Origin of the sequence: Paenibacillus sp. CR_12, assembly GCF_041953985.1 — a bacterium.
GTDB classification, from domain to species: Bacteria; Bacillota; Bacilli; order Paenibacillales; family Paenibacillaceae; genus Paenibacillus_AQ; species Paenibacillus_AQ lautus_A.
Genome location: NZ_JAVFHO010000010.1, coordinates 103,404 through 127,023 on the forward strand (window position 1 = coordinate 103,404; position 23,620 = coordinate 127,023).

Sequence of the window (23,620 nt, forward strand, 5' to 3'; positions counted from 1 at the left end):
AGGAGGTTTAACTTACTATGAAACGAACGTTTAATCCGATTAGCTCAAGCGTTCCGCACATGCTGCATGGCGCCGATTATAATCCGGAGCAATGGCTCCGTTATCCCGAAGTGCTCGAAGAGGATATCCGGCTGATGAAGCTGGCGAATTGCAACGTGATGTCCGTCGGCATATTTTCATGGGTTTCATTGGAGCCCGAGGAAGGGGTATTCACGTTTGATTGGCTTGACGGCGTATTGGACCGCTTTGCCGCCAATGGAATTTATGCTTTTCTGGCAACGCCAAGCGGCGCAAGACCGGCCTGGATGTCGGAGAAGTATCCCGAGGTGCTGCGCGTAAGCGAGAGGCGCGTTCGTAACCTGCACGGCTTCCGGCATAATCACTGTTATACTTCGCCGGTCTATCGGGAGAAGGTCCATACGATCAACAGGAAGCTTGCGGAGCGGTACGGCAACCATCCGGCCGTGATCGGCTGGCATATCTCGAATGAGTTTGGCGGCGATTGCCACTGCGACTACTGTCAGGACGCATTCCGGTCTTGGCTGCAGGCGAAGTACGCCACGCTGGATGACCTCAACCATGCCTGGTGGACCGCATTCTGGAGCCATACGATTACGGATTGGAGCCAGGTTGAATCTCCGTCGCCGCACGGGGAGACGCAGGTACATGGAATGAACCTGGATTGGAGACGGTTCGTAACCGATCAGACGGCGGATTTCATCCGGCACGAAACGGAACCCCTCCGCAGGGTCAATCCATCCCTTCCGGTGACGACCAACCTGATGGAATATTTTGAAGGACTGAATTACTGGAAGTTTGCCGATTTGCTGGACGTGGTATCCTGGGACAGCTATCCGACCTGGCATGATCAGGGCGGGGATGAGGCCGCGCAGGCAGCCCGCGTTGCCATGATGCACGATATCGTCCGCTCGATCAAAGGCGGGCAGCCGTGGATGCTGATGGAGAGCACCCCAAGTTTGACGAACTGGCAGCCGGTGAGCAAGCTGAAGCGTCCGGGTATGCATTTGCTGTCTTCCCTGCAAGCCGTTGCCCATGGTTCGGATACGGTGCAATATTTTCAATGGCGCAAGAGCAGGGGATCGAGCGAGAAGCTGCACGGCGCCGTCGTCGATCATGTCGGTCATGAACACACGCGGGTGTTCGGCGACGTGGCTGAGGTCGGGGACTATCTCAACAAGATGGATGCCGTTGTAGGAACGGGCATTCCGGCGGAAGCGGCGGTCATTTTTGACTGGGAGAACCGCTGGGCCATCAACGATGCGCAAGGGCCGCGGAATAAGGGAGTCAAGTATGAGGAGACCGTGCAGGAGCATTACCGGGCTTTATGGAAGCAGGGAGTCCCGATGGATGTCATCGATATGGAGCAGGATTTCTCCGGATATAAACTGGTGGTCGCCCCCATGCTGTACATGGTGCGCCCAGGCGTGGGCGAACGGATTCAACAATTTGTGGAAGCGGGCGGCACATTTGTTGCGACGTATTGGTCGGGAATCGTCGACGAGTTTGACCTTTGCTTCCTTGGCGGATTTCCGGGTCCCCTTCGTAAGACGCTCGGCATATGGTCGGAGGAAATCGATGCTCTCCATGATCACGATGTCAATGGGATCGTAACGAATGACGGAGGGGGGCTTGGCTTGGCCGAGGCCTATGAAGCCGTTGAGCTGTGCGACCTCATTCATCTGGAGACGGCGGAGGCGCTGGCCGTTTACCGGTCCGATTTCTATGCGGGACGGCCAGCATTGACGGTCAATCAGCTTGGGAAGGGCCGGGCCTATTATATCGCCTCCCGGAACAAGGAGCCTTTTCATTCCGATTTTTACAGGAAGCTCGTTGAACAGACAGGCGTCCGCCGGGCGCTGCCGGTGGAGCTGCCTTCGGGCGTAAGCTCATCCATTCGTACGGATGGAGAGTCGGATTACATTTTTGTGATGAACTTCTCTGGCGAAGCGAAGCGGGTCACGCTGGACGGAGCCGATTACCGTGATTTTATCTCGTGCGAAGCCCTAGGGGCAGAGCTAGAGTTGGCGCCTTACGGAGTGAAGGTGATCAAAAAAGGAGCGAGAGCGTAAGCCGGCTCAGCCTTCCAATGTTCCGATTCGTTTCAAAACATGCCTCTTCCAGGGACAGTTGCCTTCGTGCGAAGCCTGTCCCTTCATCATGCACCGCGCCGCTCATTTGCCTATTCCATGTGATCGTCCTTTCCGCACCGGATCTGACATTCCGGCCCCTTGCGCCGGGTTCATTTTGCTTGGAAAAGGACCGGATAAGTTGGCATTATGCCCTGTTGCTCCATATGGAAAACGCTTACAATTAGAGTGTCGCTTGCGCAGTGAACGAAAAACCAAGGAGGTATCGTAATGACTGGAGTCGCGAAAGGAGTTTGGTTCAGGATGTTTCTTTGCATGTCAATGCTTGCATTAACGTTCGGCTTTTCGGGTAACGGCGCCGCCGAGGCGGCACCTGCCTTTGCAAAAGGTGCGGACATCAGCTGGGTTCCAGGTATGGAAGCTCAAGGGTATAAGTGGAAGGACAAGACAGGGGTTCAGCGCGATATTCTGGACATTCTGAAGAACGATTACCAGATCAATTCGGCAAGGATCCGTGTCTGGGTCAATCCCAACATGAATGATTACATGAACGGTTATCTGAATGCGGAAAAAGCCGCCGAGCTGGCCCAGCGTGCCAAGAATAAAGGCATGAGCATTATGCTTACGCTGCATTACAGCGATTCCTGGGCGGATCCGGGACAGCAGAACAAGCCCTATGCTTGGCGTAATTTTACTTTTCAGCAGCTGATGGATGCGGTCTATTCCCATACCGTCTATGTGATGAACACCATGAAGAACAAGGGCGTGACTCCGGATTGGGTACAGGTCGGCAACGAAACCAACAACGGAATGTTGTGGGAGGACGGCAAGGCCTCAGCGAACATGAAGAATTACGCATGGCTCGTCAATACGGGGCATAACGCGGTGAAGTCCGTCAGCGGCCAGACCAAGACGATCGTTCATTTATCGAATGGCTACGACAATGAATTGTTCAAGTGGAATATTGGCGGCTTGATCAGCAACGGCGCGAACTTCGATATTATCGGCATGTCGCTGTACCCGGAAGCGGGCGATTGGTCATCGAAGGTCGATCAGACGATAGCCAATGCCAAAGACATGACCGCCAGATATGGAAAAAGCATCATGATCAGCGAAATCGGCATGGATTACAATCAGCCGGCGGCAGCCAAGAGCTTTATCCAGAGCATCAAGACCAAGGTGAGAGGCTTAGCGGGAGGTACCGGGCTGGGCGTGTTCTACTGGGAGCCTGAAGCTACGCCGGGATACAATGCGGGATACAACAAGGGAGCCTGGCAGGCGGACGGGAAGCCGACCATTGCCTTGGAAGGCTTTAAAGACTGAGCGTTTCTAACCGGTACATTGAGCAAGAAGAACCCTGTTTCCGAGAAGGAGGAAGGGTTCTTCTCTTTGCTTTTTCAGCCCTGCTGGCGCACGATCTGCACCTGTTCCGCATGTTTTCCCATTTTGCCCAGCAGTCCGATCAGCTGGCGCTTCTCTTCCTCGTCCAATCCTCCCAAGGCATGCTGGATGTGTTGTTCATGCAGCGGGTACAGCTTCTGCATCAATTGCTCTCCGGATAGAGTCAGCTCGGCATAGATCACTCGTCTGTCCTCGGGGCAGGGTCTGCGGCGCACGTAGCCTTTTTCAACCAGCTTATCGACCACGTAAGTTACGTTTCCGCTCTGCAGGAGCAGCTGTGCCCCGATCTGCTGGATGGGCTGGCGGCCTTTATAGAACAGTACTTCCATTACGGCAAAAGAGGTTGGATTAAAGCCTTCGATTTTACTGCCATTCACGACATGTTCGTTGACGCTCTTGAATGACTTGGCAAACACCCGATACAGGTGCATCGCAAGCTGTGTATCGCGTTCATGTGACACCTTCATACATTCTCCCGCCTTTGGTATGGACTCATGTCCTGAATTACTTCAAATCTAAGATTACGCTGAAATGTACAAATGCAACATGTGATTTGTCACAATGCGGACGAAACATTTTTCATCCTACGGCTCCGGCAGCCACGATGCCTCCAGCCCGATACGCCCTCCGCGCGCCGATCCTATAATGAAATTCAAATGGGAAGAAAAGGGTGGGGGACATGAAGCAAGCACAAACCGCAGAATACGCGGGGCTCAAACCGCTGCTGCTGTGCAAAGGCAGAATCGACAGGAAAGATGTTGCCGCTGCAGCAGGGAAAGGTGTCCATCTGGTCCCTGAAACGACTACGATATAATGCAAGAATGTTTCGCTAAATGCAACTAATCCTTGCCCTGATGCGTAATACTGGGAATAGAGACAACGGATGGGGTGTTAGGATGCATAAGATTCAAGAGAATGGACTTGGGCCTGAACCGGTGCTGAAGGTGGATATTCAGGAGGCAGGATACGAACCAAGCCGCCCGCGCATACGGGATATATCGTTTCAAGTGGTGCCCGGCGAGCTTCTGGGTTTGATTGGACCGAACGGAGCGGGGAAAAGCACGACCATTAAGGCGGTGCTGGGGCTTCTTAAAGATAGCAAGGCCGACGTCTATATTGCGGGCAACCCTCCGCGATATGCTTACGTTCCCGAGCAGCCCGTGTTTTACGAGGACTTGACGCTGTGGGAGCATTTGGATCTGGCAGCCGCTGCTTTTGGAATGGACGATCAGCATTTCGAGGAGCAGGCCGCCCAGCTGCTTCGGCAGTTCGGCATGGAGTCGGTACGCCATGAACTGCCGGGAGGCTTCTCCAAAGGAATGAAGCAGAAGATGATGCTGATGATCGGCTTTCTCTCCAAACCCGACGTTTATATCGTGGACGAGCCGTTTATCGGTTTGGATCCCCGGGCAACCCGCGACTTCCTGAATTTGCTGCTTGAGGAGAGGCGCCGCGGCGCAGGTGTATTGATGTCTACCCATGTGCTGGACACCGCGGAGAAAATTTGCGATCGATTTGTGCTCATATCCGGAGGGCGGATTGCCTCGGAGGGCACGCTGGACCAAATCCGGCAGTCCGCTGAACTTCCCGGCGCATCGTTGTTTGACTGCTTCGATGCGCTGACATGAGGGGGATGATGGATATGGAACGATCACATCACTTCAGACATCCGGGCTCCCTCTTATGGCGAAGGGTGACCGCTCATTGGAAGAATCAGCGCGACAATCTGGCGACCGTGGTCGACTGGGTCGTGATGCTCTACATTATTGTCCCCGGCCTTCTCTTGGGAGGCGGGTTATACCGCGAGTTATGGACTAGCCCGCTTCCCGGATGGGTACAATTCCTGCCGCTGCAAGCGGTGGTAGCGATCCTGCTCTTCATGTTTTCCGGCAGAGTGCTGTTATTCTTTGAAGAGGCCGACACGTTGTTTCTTCGCCAGCAGCGGGAATGGATGAAGGGATTAATGATCGGAGGCATGGCGTACAGTCATGCGGTTTCAACGATCAAGGGTTTGTTTATTTCGGTGCTGGCGCTGCCGATTCTCGTCAGGGAACATGAAATTACCGGAACTGCCCTGGTCACATTGCTGGCGGTTACAGCCGTATGCGCATGGTGCGCCAATCTATGGACGGCCATGATTCGTTCCCGTTATAAAGGCTGGCGGAAGCATCTGATGACGTATGTTGTACGCTGGCTATCATTCGGACTGCTGACGCTGCTTGTTACGTTTTGGCTTCAGTCCGATGTTGTGATATGGGCGGCCGTCTTGCTTCTGCTCATGCTGCTTTTTTTTCTCAGCCGAAAGCGTCTTGCCATGCAGGGGACCTTCCTGGCCGATGCGCGCGAGGATGCAAAGACTCGGGTCCAGCTGACGGAGAAGCTGTTGGTTCAAGCCGTCGGGAAACCGCCCAGCATACGAAGCAAAACCTGGTTTATGCGGAAGTCCGGCCGATTGTTCAAAGGCACGGCGGAGAAAAGGCTCGCCGACGCGGGGCTTAAAGCGATTTTGCGCCAACCTGAGAGCTTGTTATTGTACGTTCAGATTACGCTGGTCGGCATTCCGGCCGTCTGGCTGCCGCCGCTGATCATCAAAATCATCGTTTATGCCGCCCTTGTCTTGATGATGTCGTATTGGCTGAACACAAGATGGGCATTGTTTGCCAAAGCCGAATTCATGCATGTGCTTCCGTTTACGAATCAGCAGCATCAAGCCGCCGGCATTGTTGCGGTACGAGCTTTGCTCGCCGTCCCCGCATTTCTTTATTCGCTCGTGGCAGGGTTAACGCTTTTTCAGGGCGTAATGGGATGGCTCGCCGTGCTTGCATTGACCGTGCTTGCTCTCATGGTCGCGCCATCGCTCATGTCTTGGCCGGTATACAAGGAGGAGAAACGCCAACCTCAGGAATAATCAAAGCGCGCCGGAATGCTCCCGTCTACAGGGCATTCCGGCGCGCTTTTTTAATCGGCTATGTGCGATACGGACTCGGCGGCATGCTTGCCTGCCGTATATCCGGTCGCAAAGGCGGCCGTGATGTTGTAGCCGCCGGTGTATCCATGTATATCCATAATCTCGCCGCAGAAGAAGAGGCCGGGCATCAGCTTCGATTCCATGCTTTTGGGCTGGATTTCCTTGAGGCTGACGCCGCCGCCCGTCACGAAGGCCTCCTTCAGCGAACGGGTGCCTGAAGCGCGGAACGTAAACTTTTTAAGAACGGAGGCCAGGTTTTCCTGCGCGGCTTTGGATATGCCGCTGCAGATCATGTCGCTATCGATGGACGATTTGGATAACAGCAGCGGGATCATCCGCTCCGGCAGCATGCCCTTAAGCACGTTCTTGATGCTCTTTCGCGGCTCATCCTCCAATCGCCCTTTGAGCTCGGCCGCAAGCTCCGTTTGAGAGCGCTCGGGGAACATGTCGATGGCCATGTCCACGTTGACGACATCGAATTTCCGCTGCACCTGGCGGATGAACTGACTGCAGCGAAGCGCGATCGGTCCGGACACCCCGAAATGGGTAAACAGCATATCTCCCCGGTGGGCAATCACTTTTTTTCCTTTCGGATTCCAGACGGACAGCTCCACCTCCCGCAGTGACAAGCCCTGCAGCTCTTTAGAGGCAATAAAAGGCTCGGTAGACACGATAGGCACCTCGGTCGGATATAGCTCCGTTATCGTATGGCCTGCGGCTTCAGCCCATGGATAACCGTCTCCCGTCGAACCGGTCTGGGGCACGGATTGCCCGCCGGTGGCAATGATCACGCAGGAAGAGTGGATCACTTCCCCGGATTTCAGCTCGACCCCGGCCGTCCGGCCGTTCTCATAGAGAACGCGGTTCACCGGGCTATTCGTCCGGATATCGGTACCGAGCTCCTTCACTTTGCCGATCAGGGCATTCACCACGCTGGAGGCTTTGTCCGTAACAGGGAACATGCGCCCGTTGTCTTCCTCCTTCAGCCGAATGCCAAGACCCTCGAAGAAGGTCATGATGTCCCTGTTGTTCCAATGCTGAAAAGCGCTGTATAAAAAGCGTCCGTTCCCCGGAATGTTGGCAATCAATTCATCCTGTTCTTTGGCATTCGTGACATTGCATCTTCCGCCGCCCGAGATGCCAAGCTTACGGCCTAGCTTGTCCCCTTTGTCGATCAAGAGGACAGAAGCTCCTCTTTCCCCTGCAGCCACGCAGGACATCAATCCGGAAGGTCCGCCTCCGACGACGATAATATCATAATCAAGCATGTTTGCTCATAGCTCCTTTGGGGGTATATCAATTAATAGATGGATCTTATTATATAGGATATTCACGAATTATCCCAAACCTCATGAATAGGACATAAGACGCGGGACTCCGTCGCCGCTGCAGGAATTTACAAGATATTGTAATATGATGTCGCCTGTGCTTTAATCAGAAATATTAGATGCGTTGTCCAATTGAGGTGATGGATCACTGTGCTGAGCCTATGGAAAGATATTTTGCTGCAAGTTTTGCTGTCTGGTACACTCATCTTTCATCTGCCGCTTCTCCTCGACAGACATCTAAAGTGCCTGAACAAGAAGAACCCGGATGATCTGCTTCGATTTCGCAAGCATATTGTCATTGCCAGCGGAATCAGCACCGTATTGTGCGTCTTGATTTCTGCAATGAGCGATTATTACGTTCCGATCCATCTTGGCGTGATCCCGTTATTTTTAGGCATATTATATGGAAGCAGGAGTTCAGGGCTATGTCTTGCAGTAATTTATGCCACAAGCCATGGGCTGATTAACGGCTGGTCAACGACCGGCCTCGTTCTGAATTTGCTTGTCTTGGGATACTCGCTATTACCCAGGGTATCCTCCAATTTCAAGCAAGGCTCCATGACCGAAAAGATTTATTGGCTCTGGAGCGCGCTCGTTCCGGCTATGCTGATTATTGTAGCCTGCCACGCGATGGAAGGAAAGGCTAGGAATGACGATCTGAATCCGGACACGATTCTGGTGACCATTCTGTATATGCTGATCGGCATTTTTTATTCGGGCGTGATCGTGTATTGGATCGAATTAACCTCTGGGCGTCTGGCTTCGGGCCAGTACGACGTGAAGGGCGGAGAGATTGCTTCATTAACGAAAATGATGGAGATGATTCCTTTAGGGATGGTTGCGGTGGATCGCAGCGGCAATATCATCGCCTTTAATCAACCGCTTATCCGCAGCTTTCGAAGCGTGTTTCCCAATCTGACCACCAAGGATGTCATCGGCAGGCCGTTGTTCGACTTGTTGGAGGGCATGATTCAAAAGGAACATTTGCGCAGCCGATTTCAGAGAGCCATAAACGGTGTCGAAAGCACCGGGGAAATTATGCGCAGCGCTACTAGAGTGTATTCTACCGGCATTTATCCGCTTATACATAATGGGAACGGCGACATCATGGGTGCGGTAGGCATTATGGAAGACATTACGGAGCTTGAGAAGCTCCGCACGGAATTTATTAATGTAGAACGGTTAAGCTTGGTCGGCCAAATGGCGGCAAGCATCACCCACGAGATTCGCAACCCGATGGCTGTCGTGCGCGGATTTCTGCAGCTTATGAAAGAGAAGAGTCCGGATACGCTGGATCATTATTACCGGATCGTCATGGAAGAGCTCGATCGGGCCAATGGCATCATCAGCGACTTTTTGTCCCTGGCCCAGAACCGGGCAGCCGAGAAAGAAGAGTGCCACCTTCATGACATTATCCATGAGCTCAGCCCGCTCTTGTGGGCGGACGCCAATTTGCGCGGACAGAACATCGAGCTGAAACTGGGAACCGGCATTCCCGAACTGTATCTGAATGCCAAGGAGATGAAACAGCTCATTCTGAACTTGTGCCGCAATGGGATGGAGGCCATGGATGACAAGGGGACGTTGACGATCGAAACCCGGCTGGAAGGAGACCTCGCCCAGTTGTATGTGGCGGATACCGGAATCGGCATACCGGAGAATGAGCTGGAGCGCTTGTTTGAACCTTTCTTTACCACGAAGAGCAAGGGGACGGGGCTTGGACTCGCCCTGTGCATGAGCATTGTACAGCGTCATCATGGAACGATAGACGTAAAATCGCACCTAGGTGAGGGCACGGTGTTCATCATTTCTTTTCCTGTCCGCTCGTACCCGCACGGCCTGACGGAATCCCAGAGCGCTGCCGCTTCCGAATAAACGGTCTGTTAATTACGCATCATAAGGCAGAGCTCAGGGTAAAGGAGGGATTCGGATGAGTAAGAACGATTCCAAGCAACAGGAGCAGCAGGAGCGTGAAAACAAAGATCGCCGTGGCGAGCCCATCGTTGACAAGAAAAAGGACGGGGTAAACTATCCTGCTACCTAGTATGATGATTGAAGCAAGAAGACGGGCGGTATCCCATTTTGTGATGCTGCTCGTTTTGTATTTTCTTGCTTTCACTCTTTAGGATTGTATAATATAGATATCGATGAGCTGTTATAATTCGAACAATCTTGTTTATATAAGGAGTGAAGCAGTTATGGGTATGTCTTTTGACCGATATATGCGCGATATGGTTCAACCGATGCGGGATGAACTGACCAGTTTGGGAATCAAGGAGCTCACAACACCTGAAGAGGTGGAAGAAGTGCTTCCGGAGGCGAAAGGCACAACGCTGGTCGTTGTAAACTCCGTATGCGGATGCGCAGCAGGGCAAGCACGTCCTGGTGTAGCCATTGCGCTTGAGAACCAGGTGAAGCCGGATCATTTGTATACCGTGTTCGCCGGACAGGATAAGGAAGCAACGGCGAAAGCCCGTGAGTATTTTGCTCCGTATCCTCCGTCCTCCCCATCGATTGCGCTGCTGAAGGACGGGGAATTGGTACACTTTATTGAGCGTCATCAAGTGGAGAACCGTTCCGCCGAGGAAATCGCCGCAGATTTGACCGACGCATTCAATCGCTACTGCCAGTAATTCGGCAGTTACATAGGCCCCGAAGCATTCGGCATATTCCGAAGCCGCGGGGCTTTTGTTGTATGAATGAAGTACTTAAGTTAGAGAGAACATACTGAAAGGAGTCATCTATCATGAGCCTGCAAGAACAAATTATCGCTGAACTGGGTGTCAAGCCTACGATTAACGTGGAGGAAGAGGTACGCAAGCGCGTGGATTTCCTGAAAAACTACGTGAAGAACTCCGGCACTTCCGGACTGCTGATCGCCATTAGCGGCGGGATCGATTCGGCCGTGGCCGCCGGCCTGTGCAAGCGGGCTACAGACGAGCTCACGGAGGAGAACGGCAAGGAATACAAGACGCTCGGGGTGTTCCAGCCATACGGCGAACAGGCCGATATTTCCGACAGCTACGCAACGGCGAAGGCCTTCGATTTGAAATATACCGTCGAGACCAATATCGAGGAGGCGGTGAACGAGGTTGCTTTGGAAGTGGAGCATGGCCTGAAGAATATCGGCGTCCATCAACATATGAGTATCCCCGGCAAAGGCAACGTGAAGGCCAGAGTGCGTATGGTGGTACAATATGCGCTGGCATTCGAGCAGAATTTGATCGTTGTCGGCACGGACCATGCATCCGAGGCGATTACCGGCTTCTATACCAAGTGGGGGGACGGCGCAGTGGACATTACGCCGCTGAGTTCCCTGAACAAGCGTCAGGTTCGCATGCTTGCATCCTATTTGGGGGTACCGCAATCGATTCTGGACAAAGCGCCTTCTGCCGGACTTTGGGAAGGACAGACGGACGAGAAAGAGCTCGGAATCAGCTATGATGATAACAGCGACTATCTGGAAGGCAAAACGATCAATCCCGAGGTTCAGCAGAAGCTTGAGAGCTATTACGTCAAAACGGCGCACAAGCGCAATACGATTCCAGGCATCTAACATAACCATATCCCAAGCGCAACAAGCCTTTCGGAGGATCATCCCATCCCCCGGAAGGCTTTATATTTTTTATAGAGACTAGGTATATATGATGTTGTAGGTCGGTTTGAGAACGCCGTTGGCATATTGCTTCATATCGATCAAATCGAACTTCAACCTGGGTTTGACACTGCCGAATAACGGAACACCGTCACCAACCATCACTGGATTAATTTTTAAAACAAGCTGATCGATTAGTTTATGCTGGAGCAGGCTTCCTGCCAATTCTCCGCCGCCGCACAGCCACAGCTTGCCGTCTGCCTGTTCTTTGAGATGACGGATGAAGGGGATGGCGTCCTCCTTGATCAATTCAACCTCATCGTTGGATTCGAATTCTAACGAACGTGAGAATATATAATGCTTAAGACCTTTGTAACCTGGCTCCCCCGGCTTAGCCCCCATCTTAAAACCAAACGCATACGTTTTTCCGCCCATGAGGACCGCCTCATAGTCCTGGATTTCCGCTAGAAAGTCCGGAACATGTTCCCCATCGAATAAAAAAAGGGTCTGATCGATTCTTCCCTCCATCATGGCCTGATCTGCGATAAAATAGTCAAGCGAAACGGCAACGTGATAAATTAATGTACCCAAAACATGATTCCTCCTTTGTTTTATATGCTGTTTTGTTCAGTTTATATGGATAAAATTTGAAATACAACAAATGTATTTAATTCATGCTGTTGTAACACCGTAGTCTCGCGTTGGCAGACATCGACTGCTACAATAAGAAGGAGTGTTTATTTTTTTGGAACAGGAAGACTGGATCAACGAAGGGGAGCAGACGATTGTGATCTACGGAATCGGGCATGATGTGCTGGACATGAAGCGAATGGAGACGTTGATGACAGGCCCGCATGGAGAGAAGTTCATTCAGCGCGTGCTTACGCAGCAAGAGCAGGCCGTTGCCGCTAAGAAGGGGGCAAGACGGACGGAGTTTATTGCCGGGCGTTTTGCTGCCAAGGAGGCGATATCCAAGGCATTTGGCTGCGGAATCGGCCGCCTGATCGGATTCCATGACATGGAAGTAATGCCGGGTGCTCTCGGCAGGCCGGAAGCCAGTCTGTCCAAGGAAGCCTGGGACCGCCTGGGCTTGGGGGGCCCCGCCCATTATGCGATTCATTTGACGATTTCCCATCAGGCCACGCTGGCTTCCGCCTTCGCCGTGGTGGAGAAGATCAAGTAAGGAAGACGAAGGAGATTACGAATAGATGCATAACACGGAACACAAACGATACTTCAGCCAAGAGCTGCTGGATTGGTATGAAATCAATAAACGGGATCTGCCATGGCGCAGGCATCGCGATCCTTATTATATATGGGTATCTGAAATTATGCTGCAGCAGACCCGGGTAGATACGGTGATCCCGTATTTCCATCGGTTTATCGAGCGGTTTCCGACGATCCAATCGCTTGCGGACGCGCCGGAGGACGATGTATTGAAATGCTGGGAGGGTCTGGGCTATTATTCCCGCGCACGCAACCTTCAGGCTGCCGCTAGACAAGTGACGGAGCAGTACGATGGCGTGATGCCCAGCGGCAAAGACGAAGTGTCGGGTCTGAAAGGGATAGGGCCCTATACCTCGGGCGCCATTCGCAGCATCGCGTTCAACATTCCGGCCGCGGCCGTGGACGGCAACGTGATGCGCGTGCTTTCCCGTTATTTTTTGATCGAGGAAGATATCATGAAAGTGAAAACCCGTACCAAGATGGAGGATCTGGTGCTGACGCTGGTTCCGGATGGACGGGCCTCGGATTTCACCCAGGCGCTGATGGAGCTGGGGGCCTTGATCTGTACGCCGAAGTCGCCCAAATGCCTGGTATGTCCGGTCATGGAGCATTGTTCGGCCAGGCTGGAGGGCAAAGAGGAATCGCTTCCTATTAAAACGAAGGCCAAGCCGCCGCGTCCTGAATACCGTCTTACCGCGATTGTAGAGGGCACCGGCGTGCACGAAGGCAAGATCCTGATCCGCAAGCGTCCAGCCGCCGGTTTATTGGCCGGGATGTGGGAGCTGCCGCATGTGATCGTATCGGCTGATGGGAGCAGCGTACCGGCTGCAATGCCCGAGGAGACGGCGATGGTCCGCTTGCGCGATGCCTTGCTGGAGGATGGGGTCCCGGTCCAGCCGATCGGCCATGTGATGGACGCGGAGCATACCTTTAGCCATATTCAATGGAATATGGGCGTATACCGCTGTAAGTGGCAGGATGTGCCGCCGGCAGCCCTGCAAGCAGCGGAAAGCGCGGCTGCATATGAGACGGGCGAAGAGAATTTCCGGTGGATTCACGTTCAGGATATGGAGCGTTACGCATTTCCCAATGTATTCATCCGGATTCTGAATGCCTATTTCTCATCTTGAAGCCGCTTTTGCCTTTTTCATTAGGATGTAATGCAGAAGAGGTTTGTAAGGAGTCGTGAAGCTTTTGCATAGTTGGAAGAATGCGTTGTTGTACATTTTTGGCATCGGGATCTCCAATCTCGGGAACTGGATCTATCTGGTTGCCATCAATTTGCTCGTGCTCCACATGACGGGGTCTCCCGCGGCAGTGGCCGGATTGTTCATCATCCGGCCGCTCGCTACCCTGTTGACCAACTCCTGGGCGGGCAGCATCATCGACAGGGCGAACAAGCGCAGGCTCATGATGATCACCGATGTGATCCGGGGGGCCTTGATCGCCCTGATTCCCTTCATGTCCTCGGTGTGGGGCATCTATGGCATCATGTTTCTGATTAACGTGGCGGGCTCTTTCTTTGGGCCTACGTCCATGACGTACGTAACGAAGCTGATTCCGGCAGAGGAACGAAAGCGGTTCAACGCATGGTCCAGCTTTACGACTTCCGGCGCGGTATTGCTTGGACCCGCCTTATCCGGCCTGTTGATCGCCTACACGGATATTCGGGTCAGCATCGTCATCAATGCGGTATCCTTCCTGATCTGTGCGCTTGTCATCTATTTCCTTCCCGATGTGGATGAAGAGGAGGCGGCAGACAGCAAGCGGGAGGCCATGACGATGAGAATGCTGCTTCGGGACTGGGCCGCGGTGATCGATTTCGGAAAGGCCGCGAAGTATTTTATGCTCGTATACGTGCTGTTTCAATCCGCCACGCTGCTCGGTTTTGCGCTTGATTCCCAGGAGGCCACGTTCATTAAGCAGGTGCTGCTCCTCGGCGACGAGGATTACGGATTGCTTGTCAGCGTTGCGGGAGCAGGGTATCTGGCAGGCTCGATGGCTGCGTCTTTATCCGTTAAACGGCTGTCGCTGCGTATGTTTATCGGTGCAGGGATGCTCCTGTCGAGCATCGGCTATATGATCTTCTATGCGGCATCGGGCCTCATGACGGCCGTAATCGGTTTTATCGTGTTTGGTTTCTTCTCTTCGTATGCCAACGCGGGCTATACCACCTTTTTTCAAAACCAGGTACCCGTTGATCTCATGGGACGCTTTACGAGCGTGACCCGACTGCTGGAAGGGATGCTGCAGATTCTCTTCACGCTCCTGCTCGGTTTTGCCGCCGATGCCTGGTCGCTGCAGGCCGTATGCCTGATCGGTGCAGGCGCAGCGGTTCTGTCCTCGGCCATGCTGCTGGCGGTCATCTACTCGCCGTCCAAAGCGCGTTATTATGAGACCGGCCCTGCGGCAGCGGCAAACGATGCGTAGGAGAATTCAATGAAAATGAAAAGGCTGCTTTCGCGGTAGACAGGGTCTACGGCGGAGAGCAGCCTTTTTTGTGATATGAGATCGGTTGTAGTCAGGCGATATTACTTCGCGTTGTCGTAACGTTTGCCGACTTCTTCCCAGTTTACAACATTCCAGAATGCGGAGATGTAGTCCGGGCGTTTGTTTTGATATTTCAGGTAGTAAGCATGCTCCCAAACGTCCAGGCCGAGGAGAGGAGTTTGACCTTCCATGATCGGGCTGTCTTGGTTAGGAGTGCTGGTTACCGCCAGTTTGCCGTCTTTAACAACGAGCCAAGCCCAGCCGCTGCCGAAACGAGTTGTAGCCGCTTTGGCGAAATCTTCCTTGAATTTATCGAAGCCGCCGAGCTCGCTGTTGATGGCATCAGCCAAAGCGCCGGTTGGTTGCCCGCCGCCGTTTGGTCCGATCACTTCCCAGAACAGGGAGTGGTTAGCATGGCCGCCGCCGTTGTTGCGAACCGCTGTGCGGATGCTTTCCGGTACAGCATCAAGGTTGCCGATCAGATCCTCAAGGGATTTGCCTTGAAGCTCAGGAGCGTTCTCAAGAGCAGCGTTCAAGTTGGTTACGTAGGTATTATGGTGGCGATCATGGTGGATCTCCATCGTTTGTGCGTCGATGTGGGGCTCGAGCGCGTCGTTTGCGTAAGGAAGTGCTGGTAATTGAAATGCCATAGTAAAAACCTCCTGTAAATTTAGTTTTTGGTTATGATGAAAGGACTTCCTTCATCAGGAAGTCTTTATCATCCCGGAGCAATGGAATATGTAATCCGGCTACACTACATATATTAAACCGTTTTGGGTGATTAAATCAACTTTTATGTTTGAAAAGTCCGCGAGAGCCGATTTAAGGCCTAAAGAATGTTGTTTCGCCGCAATGGAAAATGATGAAAAACTTTCCTAAGAAAGTTGTCGTTATATATATATAGCCTTGAAGAAATCTGTACTTATAGATGGAGCATGAAAGGGATAGATCGAGGTAGAAAGGAGTCGTAACATGAATAGTACAAAGTTCAGAGTGACGGCCATTTTGATGGCTGCGATTCTGGCTGCGGCACCGCAAGTCGAAGCTGCTGCATCTAAGACGGAGACATCGCAAATCGCGAAGTCGGCCGTGCAGAAAAATGCAAATCTGGCCTGGAGCGTGAAGCTGGGCAGCAACGTCACGGCGAAGCTCGACCATGCTGACGTATGGCAGCAAAACGGATCGCATGCGGCGGTATTTACCCTGACTTATAAAAATGGGGGCAAGAGCGCGGCGCGCCTGGTATCTTATTTTCCCAAGGTGGTCCTTCCCGGCGGTTCCGTGAGCGCGGCCAATCCCATTTCCAAGGACCTGGCCAAGAAGAAGGTAGAGCCCGGGCAAAGCGTGAGCGTCACCTACTATGCGAAGACCGACAGCAGCTCTTTGGCCGGCATGAAGCTGGTCATGGACGTATGGAATCCGCAGGTCAAAGGCTACCTGCAGCGCGTCGGAACGTACAGAATGCCCGCCAATTATTCCGCTGCCGTCCCAACGGGCTCAAGCACCAAGCTGAAGCTGGGCGGAACGCCGGTTACCGTACAGGCGGAATCGCTGGAGATCATCAAGTACGACGGCAAAGTCATCGCCAAAGTCGGGATGTATATGACCAATCATGGCGGCAAGGTATGGAACGATCGGGGATTCGAGCCGCATTTGGTAACGGCAAGCGGCAATTCGTTCCCGTTGCGTCATGAGGCGGGGGCAGAAGGGGTGCCTGTCCAGCCGAAAGAAAAGAAACTGGTTTACTACATAACGGAAGTTCCCTCTTACCTGAAGACGGCCGGCCTGCGTTTCTTATGGACCGAAAACGATGACACGCTGAAGCTGTCCCTGCCTGTCGCCTCATTCAAGCTGCCGGCGGCAACAGCTCCGAAGTGGGACGTCAAGGCGGGCGAAGCCAAGAAGTTGACCATCCGGGGGATTCCGGTCGATGCCAGAATCCGCCAGTCTTCGCTGCGTGCCTCCGGGGGACAGGGCATATGGACCATCGAGATGGCCTTCAAGAACAAAGGAAAAAAATCGGTGGAGGTTCCGGCCTACGAGTTCGCGATTAAAGCGTCCGAAGGCTCCTTCCATCCTTATACGCCGGACGCCAAAGCGGGCTTGACGCTCCGCCCCGGGGAAGAGAAAACGATGGTGATGGAAATCCCGCTTCCGCTTGATCTCAAGCAGGACCGGCTGAAGCTGCAAATGATCGGGGCATCAGGCACGGCCGGCCCATCCAAACCGCCCGCGAATCCGGGTGAGTCGGGCAGCGAGCCGACCTCCGAGGTCCAGGAGCCGTTGACCCTCCCGATTGCATACTTTGCCATCCCGTACCAAACGGAACGCAAGTCATCCATCGGCGTGGAATACGGCGCGCAGTCGGCCAAAGGATTTGCGTACACGCTGGAATCCATCCAGCGCCTGCCGTGGCAGGACCAGGACCTGATCGTGGCGACGCTGCGGCTGCGGAATACCCAGGAATCCAAATCGCTGCCGCTGCCTGAGCTTAAAGCGAACGTCACGGCGGATGAAAAAACAAGCTTGGCCGGCCCGGAGGTCATCGCCGAGGAGCAGGGCTCCCTGATTGCGCCGGGGGCATCAACCGAGGTGTACGTCATGGCGCGGATCCCGTATACGAAGGATATCCGTTCGCTCCGTTTCGAGCTGTTTACGCAGCAGGAGACGGCCAAAACGTCGTTCCTGACCATGACCACGTCCGGGATGATGCAGTCGATCGGCGTTCTGGAGAAAGGGAAGCCGTATACGGTCACGGCTGCGGGTAAACGTGCGGAGGCACAAGAACGGCGGACGGTCATCTATGAAGGAGCAGATTCCGATATCGTCTATTCGGAGTTCGTGCTGACCAGCAACGAACAGCGCCGCGTTCAAGCCGCAGTGCTGAAGGGGTACTTCCAAAGCGCGGACGGCAGGATTTATGAAGCGGAGACCCTTCAGCCGGAAGCGGCCCTTCAGCCGGGATCCAGGCAGTCGATCGTCTTTTGGGCCCGAGTGCCGAAAGGGGCTGCCAGCGAATTGGGCCTGGCCCTCGGCACGGCGATGTCCGGAGGCAAGCTTGCGGAAACGGGCAAGGACGCTACGGGTGTGCTGGGCGTGAAAAAATTGATGCTGAATCCGGCCAGACCTGCGGCAAGCTCCGGCCTGACGCAGCTCGATTGGTATCCTTACAGCGTTTCGGTCACGAAAGCGGCTGGACATTTACAGGAGGGCAGTTCCACCATATCGCTCAATGCCACGTTGGATGTGAAACGGAGCGAGAGCATTGCGGCCGCGGATTCCGGCCGCAAGCTGATACTCATCATCAAGGACAGCCTCGGACAAACACAGGAGCGGACGCTTACGCCAGGCACCGATATCCAAGTGCCGGGCACCCGGTCGATATCGATGGAGCTGACGGACGAGCAGTACAAAAAGCTCCGCGGCGGCTGGTTTAACTTGACCTTTGTGGACGAATTCCAGAACGAGCGGATCACGCTGGGCAGCCAGAGCTACAACCTGACGTTCCAGCCCCTTCTGGACCCGAACGAGGAGAGATAGACTAAGAACCGGAAAGGAATAGCGAACATGCTGCGTTTGGAAAATGTATCGCACAGCTTTAAGAACGGCAACGAAGTGTTAAAGGTGCTTCATAACATCCAGTTCGAAGTCCAGAAGGGCGAGATGATTGCGCTGCTCGGCAGCTCCGGATCGGGCAAGTCCACGCTGCTCAACTTGATGGCCGGGCTGATGAAACCGTCCGAAGGCCATATTTATATTGCGGATCAGGATATCGTCAAATACGGGGAGAACAAGCTTGCCGTTTTTCGGCGCAAGCATATCGGATTTATTTTTCAGGCTTACGAATTGATTCCGACACTCACGGTTCGTGAGAACGTGGAGCTTCCGCTTGTTTTTCAATCCGTTTCTCCGTCCAAGCGCCGCAAGAAAGCGATGGAGCTTCTGGAGATGACGGGGATCGGTGATAAGGCTTCGCTGTACCCGTCCCAGCTGTCCGGCGGACAGCAGCAGCGCGTCAGTATTGCCCGCTCATTGATTACCGAGCCTTCCGTCATTTTTGCGGACGAGCCGACGGGCAACCTGGACACCAAAACGGAAGAGGAAATTATCCGAATCATGATGTCGCTGAACGAGTCCATGAAAACGACGTTTGTCATCGTTACCCATGAGATGGAAGTCGCCGCCCAAATGAAAAAAACGATTATGCTCCGCGACGGTTATTTGGTTCAGCCGGAGAACTACGCGACTTCCACGGGAGGGCAACGGGGGCCGAGCGCCCCTTCGCCCCTGTCCGGGGTCCCGGTTCATTCGGAGGAGGCAGGTGAGGTCAGCTGAGATTTTTAGACAGCATACGGCTGGCATGGGGACAGATCAAACGCCGTAAAGTGGTAACGGCCCTGTGCATGACCGGCATTTCGATCGGATGTGCGGCTATCATCGTAGCGATCAGCATCGGAAACGGCGCCCAGAGTTATTTGGAGACGGAAATCATAGGCGGCATGAAACTTGACGAAATTACGGTGACTCCGCAGAGCACGGGCGGGCCCGGGGAAGGCGGCGGCCAATCGGCGGGAGGAGAACGGGGATTGCTTACGGATGATAAGGTTCAGGTCATTCAGGGCTTCAATCACGTCAAATCCGTTGTAGCCACCAAGCAGCTCGGTTATTTCCGGACCATTTCGTCCGACAACCTGATCCATGAAGGTATCAACGTCGTGGCCGTGGACCTGTCCAAGCTTAAAGAGCAGGGAAACCGGTTCAAGGAAGGCGGCCCGCTGGAGCAGATCGGTGCCGTGGTGCTGAATTACGGAGCGACAACCGGATGGAAGGACGCGGAGACGAGCGAAAGATTGAACAATATGATGAATTCCGATCCCAACAATCCGCAGCTATGGGAAGAGTTCCAGAAGTATGAGAGCGCCGTTTCGGAAATGATCGGAAAGAACGTTCAGCTGGAGCAGATGGACAACGACAAGAAATTGCTCAGCCCGCAGCTCTACGTCGGGGGCGTGCTGGATGTGCCCAAGGGGCGGGATGCCCAGTTTGCATTCTATGACCGTCAGGCCTACATATCCTTTGACACGGCAGATTGGCTGACGGACAGCTTGAATCTGCAAAAAGGGCCAGCTTCGAAACAGCGGGTTTACGATAATCTAACGGTCAAAGTGGAGGATCTGCAATATATTAAACCGCTCGAGGACCTGATCTCCAAGCTTGCGCTGAATGCGAGCGACAATCTGGCCATGCGGGATCAGGTTGCTTCCCAATTGGACACCTTCAAGGCGATCGCTCTCGGCGTAGGCGTATTTATCCTGTTGCTGGCCTCGATTTCGATCATCGTCGCCATGACGATGTCGACGCATCAGCGCCGCCGGCAAATCGGCATCATGAAGGTTCTGGGAGCGAATATGCCGCAAATCCGGAACATGTTCATCGTGGAAGCCAGCCTGCTCGGTTTGCTTGGCGGCTTGCTCGGCATCGTATTCGCGTATTTGATCATCAAAGGGCTGAATTCATTCATCATGGCTTCGGCAGGCATGTCGGGACTGCAAATCGCCGTGACGGCGGAGACGCTGCCGATCGGCATTGCCTTCGCCGTAATGACGGGCATCTTCTCGGGGATTTACCCGGCGATCAGCGCAGCAAGAACGAATGCGCTGCTGGCCATCAAGCGGGATTAGGATCATGAGTTTCGGAAAGGAAGCTAAATCGGAATGATAAAAAAAATCATAAAATGGACGGTTATCGCTGCTGTGCTGGGTCTGGTGGGATATTGGGGATATGGGCAGGTGAAACCCAAGGAACCTGAGATTCCCATGATGGAAGAGCCGCAGGTCATCTCATTCCCCGTAACCGAGGAAACGATCCTATCGACCGTGCAGGTCAAGGGAACGTCCGAATACGGAAAGGAAACGAACGTATACGCGCCTTTTGAAGCGAAGGTGGAGTCCTGGAACGTCGAGAACGGCCAGCAGATCAAAAAAGGCGACGCCCTTTTCAAATTGGAGCAAAAGGCGATTCGCCAGCAGCTCCAGCAGAAGGAGGCCGAGCTGCAGAAGCGGAAGCTGGAGCAGGAGCTGAAGGAGTTTACGCTGAATCAGGATCTCGACAACGCGCCTGTAGGCGCAACGGAGGCGGAGCGCCTGAAAATGCTGGCAGACCAGGAAAATGCGCGGCTGAGCAGTCAGCTGGACGAGGTGAACAACGATATCGAACGTCAGACGCTTGCCGATTTGAACGACAGGCTGAGGCAATCGACATACGTATCTCCGGCAGCAGGTCTGTTCCTGTTCGACCCGACCCAGCAGCGGCCGCAATCGGTGACGGCCAACCAGTATATCGGCAAAATCGTCGACCTGGATTCCCTGCGGTTAGTGGCATACGTCGGGGAAAACGACATCTTCAGCATTCAGCCGGACATGGCGGTAGAGGTCAAGCTGCCGTCCATCAAGGATTTGAAGCTAAAGGGCAAGGTGCTGGAAGTGGCCAAATTCGCCGAGGCGACGGCTCAGGAGAAACAGACGTCCCAGACGCCGCAGTTCAAGGTCATCATCTCGCTGCCGAAGAATGATCGCTTGATCGGCGGATTGACGCTGAACGGAGAGATCGTGACCAAACGGAAGAACAAGGCGGTGGTGGTTCCCAAGTTGGCCGTCATGACGGAGGGAGATAGCTCTTATGTCATGGTGGACAAGGGAGGCGGCCAGATCGAGCGGCAGGATATTGAGACGGGGATGCAAACGCTTGATAAAATCGAGGTTTTGTCAGGGCTGAAAGCGGGAGATACCGTCGTTCTCCAGTAAACATGGATGTACGAAAGCAGCGTTCCTCCAAAGGCACATGTCCGGGGGGCGCTGTTTTTTTTCATCAAGTTCCTTCATTACAGCATGTATCGCCACAGGAAAGGTAGCCCGGTGATTTCAAAAATACATGGGGACAATGATGTAAACTCATTGGTAATTAATGGAGCGACTTTTACCATGAGCTAATGGTTTAACGGCAGGAAACGAATCGTTTATTCAACAAAAATATGGAATTTTATCCATCAAAAATAATGAAAACGCTTCATATAAAGCGCTTTCAGAAGAAAACTCGTGAATTTACGAGAAAGATGTGGTTTAATGGACAAGGAAACAGGATTTTCGGGTTTTTTGTAGTAAACTTAAATGTCAGGTTTGCGTTAACGGAATACTAGATCTTTGTAAACCGGGTAAACCGCATCATGCTAACGAAAAGGGAGATTTTGAAATGCATGTTCGTTCCTTTCAGTTGAGTGACTGTAACCCCGTAACCGAGCTATTACAGATTGCTTTGTCGGAAGAATGCTACGAAAACACGATGGAGCCTTTCTCCAGGCAGCTCGCTTGGGACTCCGATCTGATTATGGTGGCAGAAGAAAACGGTGAAATCGTTGGTGCCTTAATCGGTACGATCGAACGCAATCATGGTTGTTATTACCGCATCGCCATTCATCCCGACTATCGCAGAAAAGGGATTGGCAAAGCCTTGATATCAGCGATGGAACAGCGTTTTCAATCACGGAAAGTCAGTCGGATCATGGTAGCCGGAGATGAGCACAACGCCGCAGCCATGCCATTTTATGAAGCCATGGGATACGGTGCCAGCCAAATCCTGCGGTCGTTCCAGAAGCTCAGTATCCTTGGTCAATAGTTGCAGCGACTACAGCGGTACATACGAGCAGCGCAAAACGGCGGCCTTAAGCTTCGACAGAGATAAGAAACGACATTTTTTCGATATGAAGCATATCTTTCAGCCGTTGCAAATGGGTGGGAGATATGCTTTTCTATTAATGTACCTGTTTTTGAAGGTGCCGCCCTCGATGCTCGAAGGTGAAATCGAAGTAAAGTAGGTGTAGCATGGGACAAGTGATTCCTCCGGATTCAACTGAGCATGGCGAGAACAACGGGCCTCAGAATCAACCGGCCAAGAAGAACGGCTGGGCCGCCGAGCTGTGGGATTGGGTAAAGACGATTGCGATTGCATTTGTTATTATGGTGCTTCTAAATATGTTTGTGTTTAACCTGTCTATGGTTAAGGGCGAATCCATGCAGCCGACGCTGGTGGCATCGGAGCGGCTCTTTATTAATAAAGTGGTCTATCGCTTTTCGGAACCGAGCCACGGCGACGTCATTGTGCTTAAGGATCCGAGCGACGGACCGGACAAGAAGGAGTTTCTTGTTAAGCGCGTCGTCGGCGTACCCGGGGATACCATTGAGGTAAAGGATCAGAAGCTGTACGTGAACGGCGTGGCCCAAGAGGAAGGGTATACCGATGTCCCGATCGAGGATCCTGGCTTTGAGCCCGTTACCCTGGAAGCGGGAAGGTATTTTGTTATGGGGGATAACCGCCACCTCGGAAAAAGCAAGGACAGCCGCATGTTCGGCAGCGTGAAGGAAAGCGACATCGTGGGCAGGGCCGAATTTATTTTCTGGCCGTTGTCCGAGATCAAAAAGCTGTAGCTTAAGACAGAACATCATCCCAG

General features: G+C 53.3%; 21 protein-coding genes. 17 read left to right on the plus strand and 4 right to left on the minus strand.

Annotated elements, in window-relative coordinates:
- The first annotated feature begins 17 nt into the window (after window positions 1–17).
- Window positions 18–2,090 (plus strand): beta-galactosidase, encoded by a 2,073-nt coding sequence (locus tag RB297_RS27210; RefSeq protein ID WP_096777022.1) that lies wholly within the window; start codon window positions 18–20, stop codon window positions 2,088–2,090.
- Between the two features lie 333 nt (window positions 2,091–2,423).
- Window positions 2,424–3,431, plus strand: coding sequence for a glycoside hydrolase family 53 protein (locus tag RB297_RS27215; RefSeq protein ID WP_255250682.1), 1,008 nt, complete (start codon window positions 2,424–2,426; stop codon window positions 3,429–3,431).
- 74 nt (window positions 3,432–3,505) lie between these two features.
- Here RB297_RS27215 and RB297_RS27220 read toward each other — a convergent pair whose 3' ends face one another.
- Entirely contained in the window at window positions 3,506–3,976 is a 471-nt protein-coding gene (locus RB297_RS27220) for a MarR family winged helix-turn-helix transcriptional regulator (protein WP_375121872.1), read from the minus strand.
- Window positions 3,977–4,188: 212 nt separating this feature from the next.
- Between RB297_RS27220 and RB297_RS27225 the strand changes: the two genes are divergently transcribed.
- The 3 genes from RB297_RS27225 (at window position 4,189) to RB297_RS27235 (ending at window position 6,417) form a co-directional block, all read left to right on the plus strand.
- Window positions 4,189–4,323, plus strand: a complete 135-nt coding sequence (locus RB297_RS27225; RefSeq protein WP_255250681.1) for a hypothetical protein — start codon at window positions 4,189–4,191, stop codon at window positions 4,321–4,323.
- 82 nt (window positions 4,324–4,405) lie between these two features.
- Window positions 4,406–5,137: an ABC transporter ATP-binding protein gene (locus tag RB297_RS27230; protein WP_375121873.1), complete on the plus strand. Its 732-nt coding sequence runs from the start codon at window positions 4,406–4,408 to the stop codon at window positions 5,135–5,137.
- Window positions 5,138–5,151: 14 nt separating this feature from the next.
- On the plus strand, window positions 5,152–6,417 hold the full coding sequence (locus tag RB297_RS27235) for an ABC transporter permease (protein WP_375121874.1): 1,266 nt from the start codon (window positions 5,152–5,154) through the stop codon (window positions 6,415–6,417).
- 50 nt (window positions 6,418–6,467) lie between these two features.
- On the opposite strand, the gene RB297_RS27240 is transcribed toward RB297_RS27235, so the two are convergent.
- Complete coding sequence (locus RB297_RS27240) at window positions 6,468–7,745, minus strand: BaiN/RdsA family NAD(P)/FAD-dependent oxidoreductase (RefSeq protein ID WP_192569742.1); 1,278 nt, start codon at window positions 7,743–7,745, stop codon at window positions 6,468–6,470.
- A gap of 210 nt (window positions 7,746–7,955) precedes the next feature.
- Here RB297_RS27240 and RB297_RS27245 point away from each other — a divergent pair, with 210 nt between their 5' ends.
- The 3 genes from RB297_RS27245 (at window position 7,956) to nadE (ending at window position 11,361) form a co-directional block, all read left to right on the plus strand.
- The gene (locus RB297_RS27245) at window positions 7,956–9,680 is read left to right on the plus strand and encodes a two-component system sensor histidine kinase NtrB (RefSeq protein ID WP_213580205.1); all 1,725 of its coding nucleotides are present in this window, start codon (window positions 7,956–7,958) and stop codon (window positions 9,678–9,680) included.
- 323 nt (window positions 9,681–10,003) lie between these two features.
- The gene (locus RB297_RS27250; protein WP_009594942.1) at window positions 10,004–10,438 is read left to right on the plus strand and encodes a BrxA/BrxB family bacilliredoxin; all 435 of its coding nucleotides are present in this window, start codon (window positions 10,004–10,006) and stop codon (window positions 10,436–10,438) included.
- Between the two features lie 113 nt (window positions 10,439–10,551).
- A complete protein-coding gene (gene nadE, locus RB297_RS27255) occupies window positions 10,552–11,361 on the plus strand; it encodes an ammonia-dependent NAD(+) synthetase (RefSeq protein ID WP_009594931.1) in 810 nt (269 codons plus the stop codon).
- 78 nt (window positions 11,362–11,439) lie between these two features.
- Here the strand turns inward: nadE and RB297_RS27260 are convergent, their stop codons facing one another.
- Window positions 11,440–11,991: a dihydrofolate reductase family protein gene (locus RB297_RS27260; protein WP_096777016.1), complete on the minus strand. Its 552-nt coding sequence runs from the start codon at window positions 11,989–11,991 to the stop codon at window positions 11,440–11,442.
- A 196-nt stretch (window positions 11,992–12,187) separates the two neighbouring features.
- Between RB297_RS27260 and acpS the strand changes: the two genes are divergently transcribed.
- The 3 genes from acpS (at window position 12,188) to RB297_RS27275 (ending at window position 15,057) form a co-directional block, all read left to right on the plus strand.
- On the plus strand, window positions 12,188–12,583 hold the full coding sequence (gene acpS / locus RB297_RS27265) for a holo-ACP synthase (protein WP_096777114.1): 396 nt from the start codon (window positions 12,188–12,190) through the stop codon (window positions 12,581–12,583).
- A 25-nt stretch (window positions 12,584–12,608) separates the two neighbouring features.
- Entirely contained in the window at window positions 12,609–13,757 is a 1,149-nt protein-coding gene (mutY, locus tag RB297_RS27270; RefSeq protein WP_375121875.1) for an A/G-specific adenine glycosylase, read from the plus strand.
- A gap of 64 nt (window positions 13,758–13,821) precedes the next feature.
- Entirely contained in the window at window positions 13,822–15,057 is a 1,236-nt protein-coding gene (locus RB297_RS27275) for an MFS transporter (protein ID WP_096777014.1), read from the plus strand.
- 101 nt (window positions 15,058–15,158) lie between these two features.
- Here RB297_RS27275 and RB297_RS27280 read toward each other — a convergent pair whose 3' ends face one another.
- A complete protein-coding gene (locus RB297_RS27280) occupies window positions 15,159–15,767 on the minus strand; it encodes a superoxide dismutase (protein WP_009594941.1) in 609 nt (202 codons plus the stop codon).
- Window positions 15,768–16,089: 322 nt separating this feature from the next.
- Here RB297_RS27280 and RB297_RS27285 point away from each other — a divergent pair, with 322 nt between their 5' ends.
- The 6 genes from RB297_RS27285 (at window position 16,090) to lepB (ending at window position 23,597) form a co-directional block, all read left to right on the plus strand.
- Window positions 16,090–18,657, plus strand: coding sequence for a hypothetical protein (locus RB297_RS27285; protein WP_375121876.1), 2,568 nt, complete (start codon window positions 16,090–16,092; stop codon window positions 18,655–18,657).
- Between the two features lie 27 nt (window positions 18,658–18,684).
- Window positions 18,685–19,452, plus strand: coding sequence for an ABC transporter ATP-binding protein (locus RB297_RS27290; RefSeq protein ID WP_375121877.1), 768 nt, complete (start codon window positions 18,685–18,687; stop codon window positions 19,450–19,452).
- A 50-nt stretch (window positions 19,453–19,502) separates the two neighbouring features.
- Complete coding sequence (locus RB297_RS27295) at window positions 19,503–20,798, plus strand: ABC transporter permease (RefSeq protein WP_096777011.1); 1,296 nt, start codon at window positions 19,503–19,505, stop codon at window positions 20,796–20,798.
- Window positions 20,799–20,831: 33 nt separating this feature from the next.
- Window positions 20,832–21,920 (plus strand): efflux RND transporter periplasmic adaptor subunit, encoded by a 1,089-nt coding sequence (locus RB297_RS27300; protein ID WP_009594868.1) that lies wholly within the window; start codon window positions 20,832–20,834, stop codon window positions 21,918–21,920.
- Window positions 21,921–22,365: 445 nt separating this feature from the next.
- Window positions 22,366–22,788: a GNAT family N-acetyltransferase gene (locus RB297_RS27305; protein WP_012819018.1), complete on the plus strand. Its 423-nt coding sequence runs from the start codon at window positions 22,366–22,368 to the stop codon at window positions 22,786–22,788.
- 206 nt (window positions 22,789–22,994) lie between these two features.
- Window positions 22,995–23,597 carry a signal peptidase I gene (lepB, locus tag RB297_RS27310; protein WP_009594926.1) on the plus strand — a complete coding sequence of 201 codons (603 nt, stop codon included), beginning with the start codon at window positions 22,995–22,997 and terminating at the stop codon, window positions 23,595–23,597.
- Window positions 23,598–23,620 lie beyond the last annotated feature (23 nt).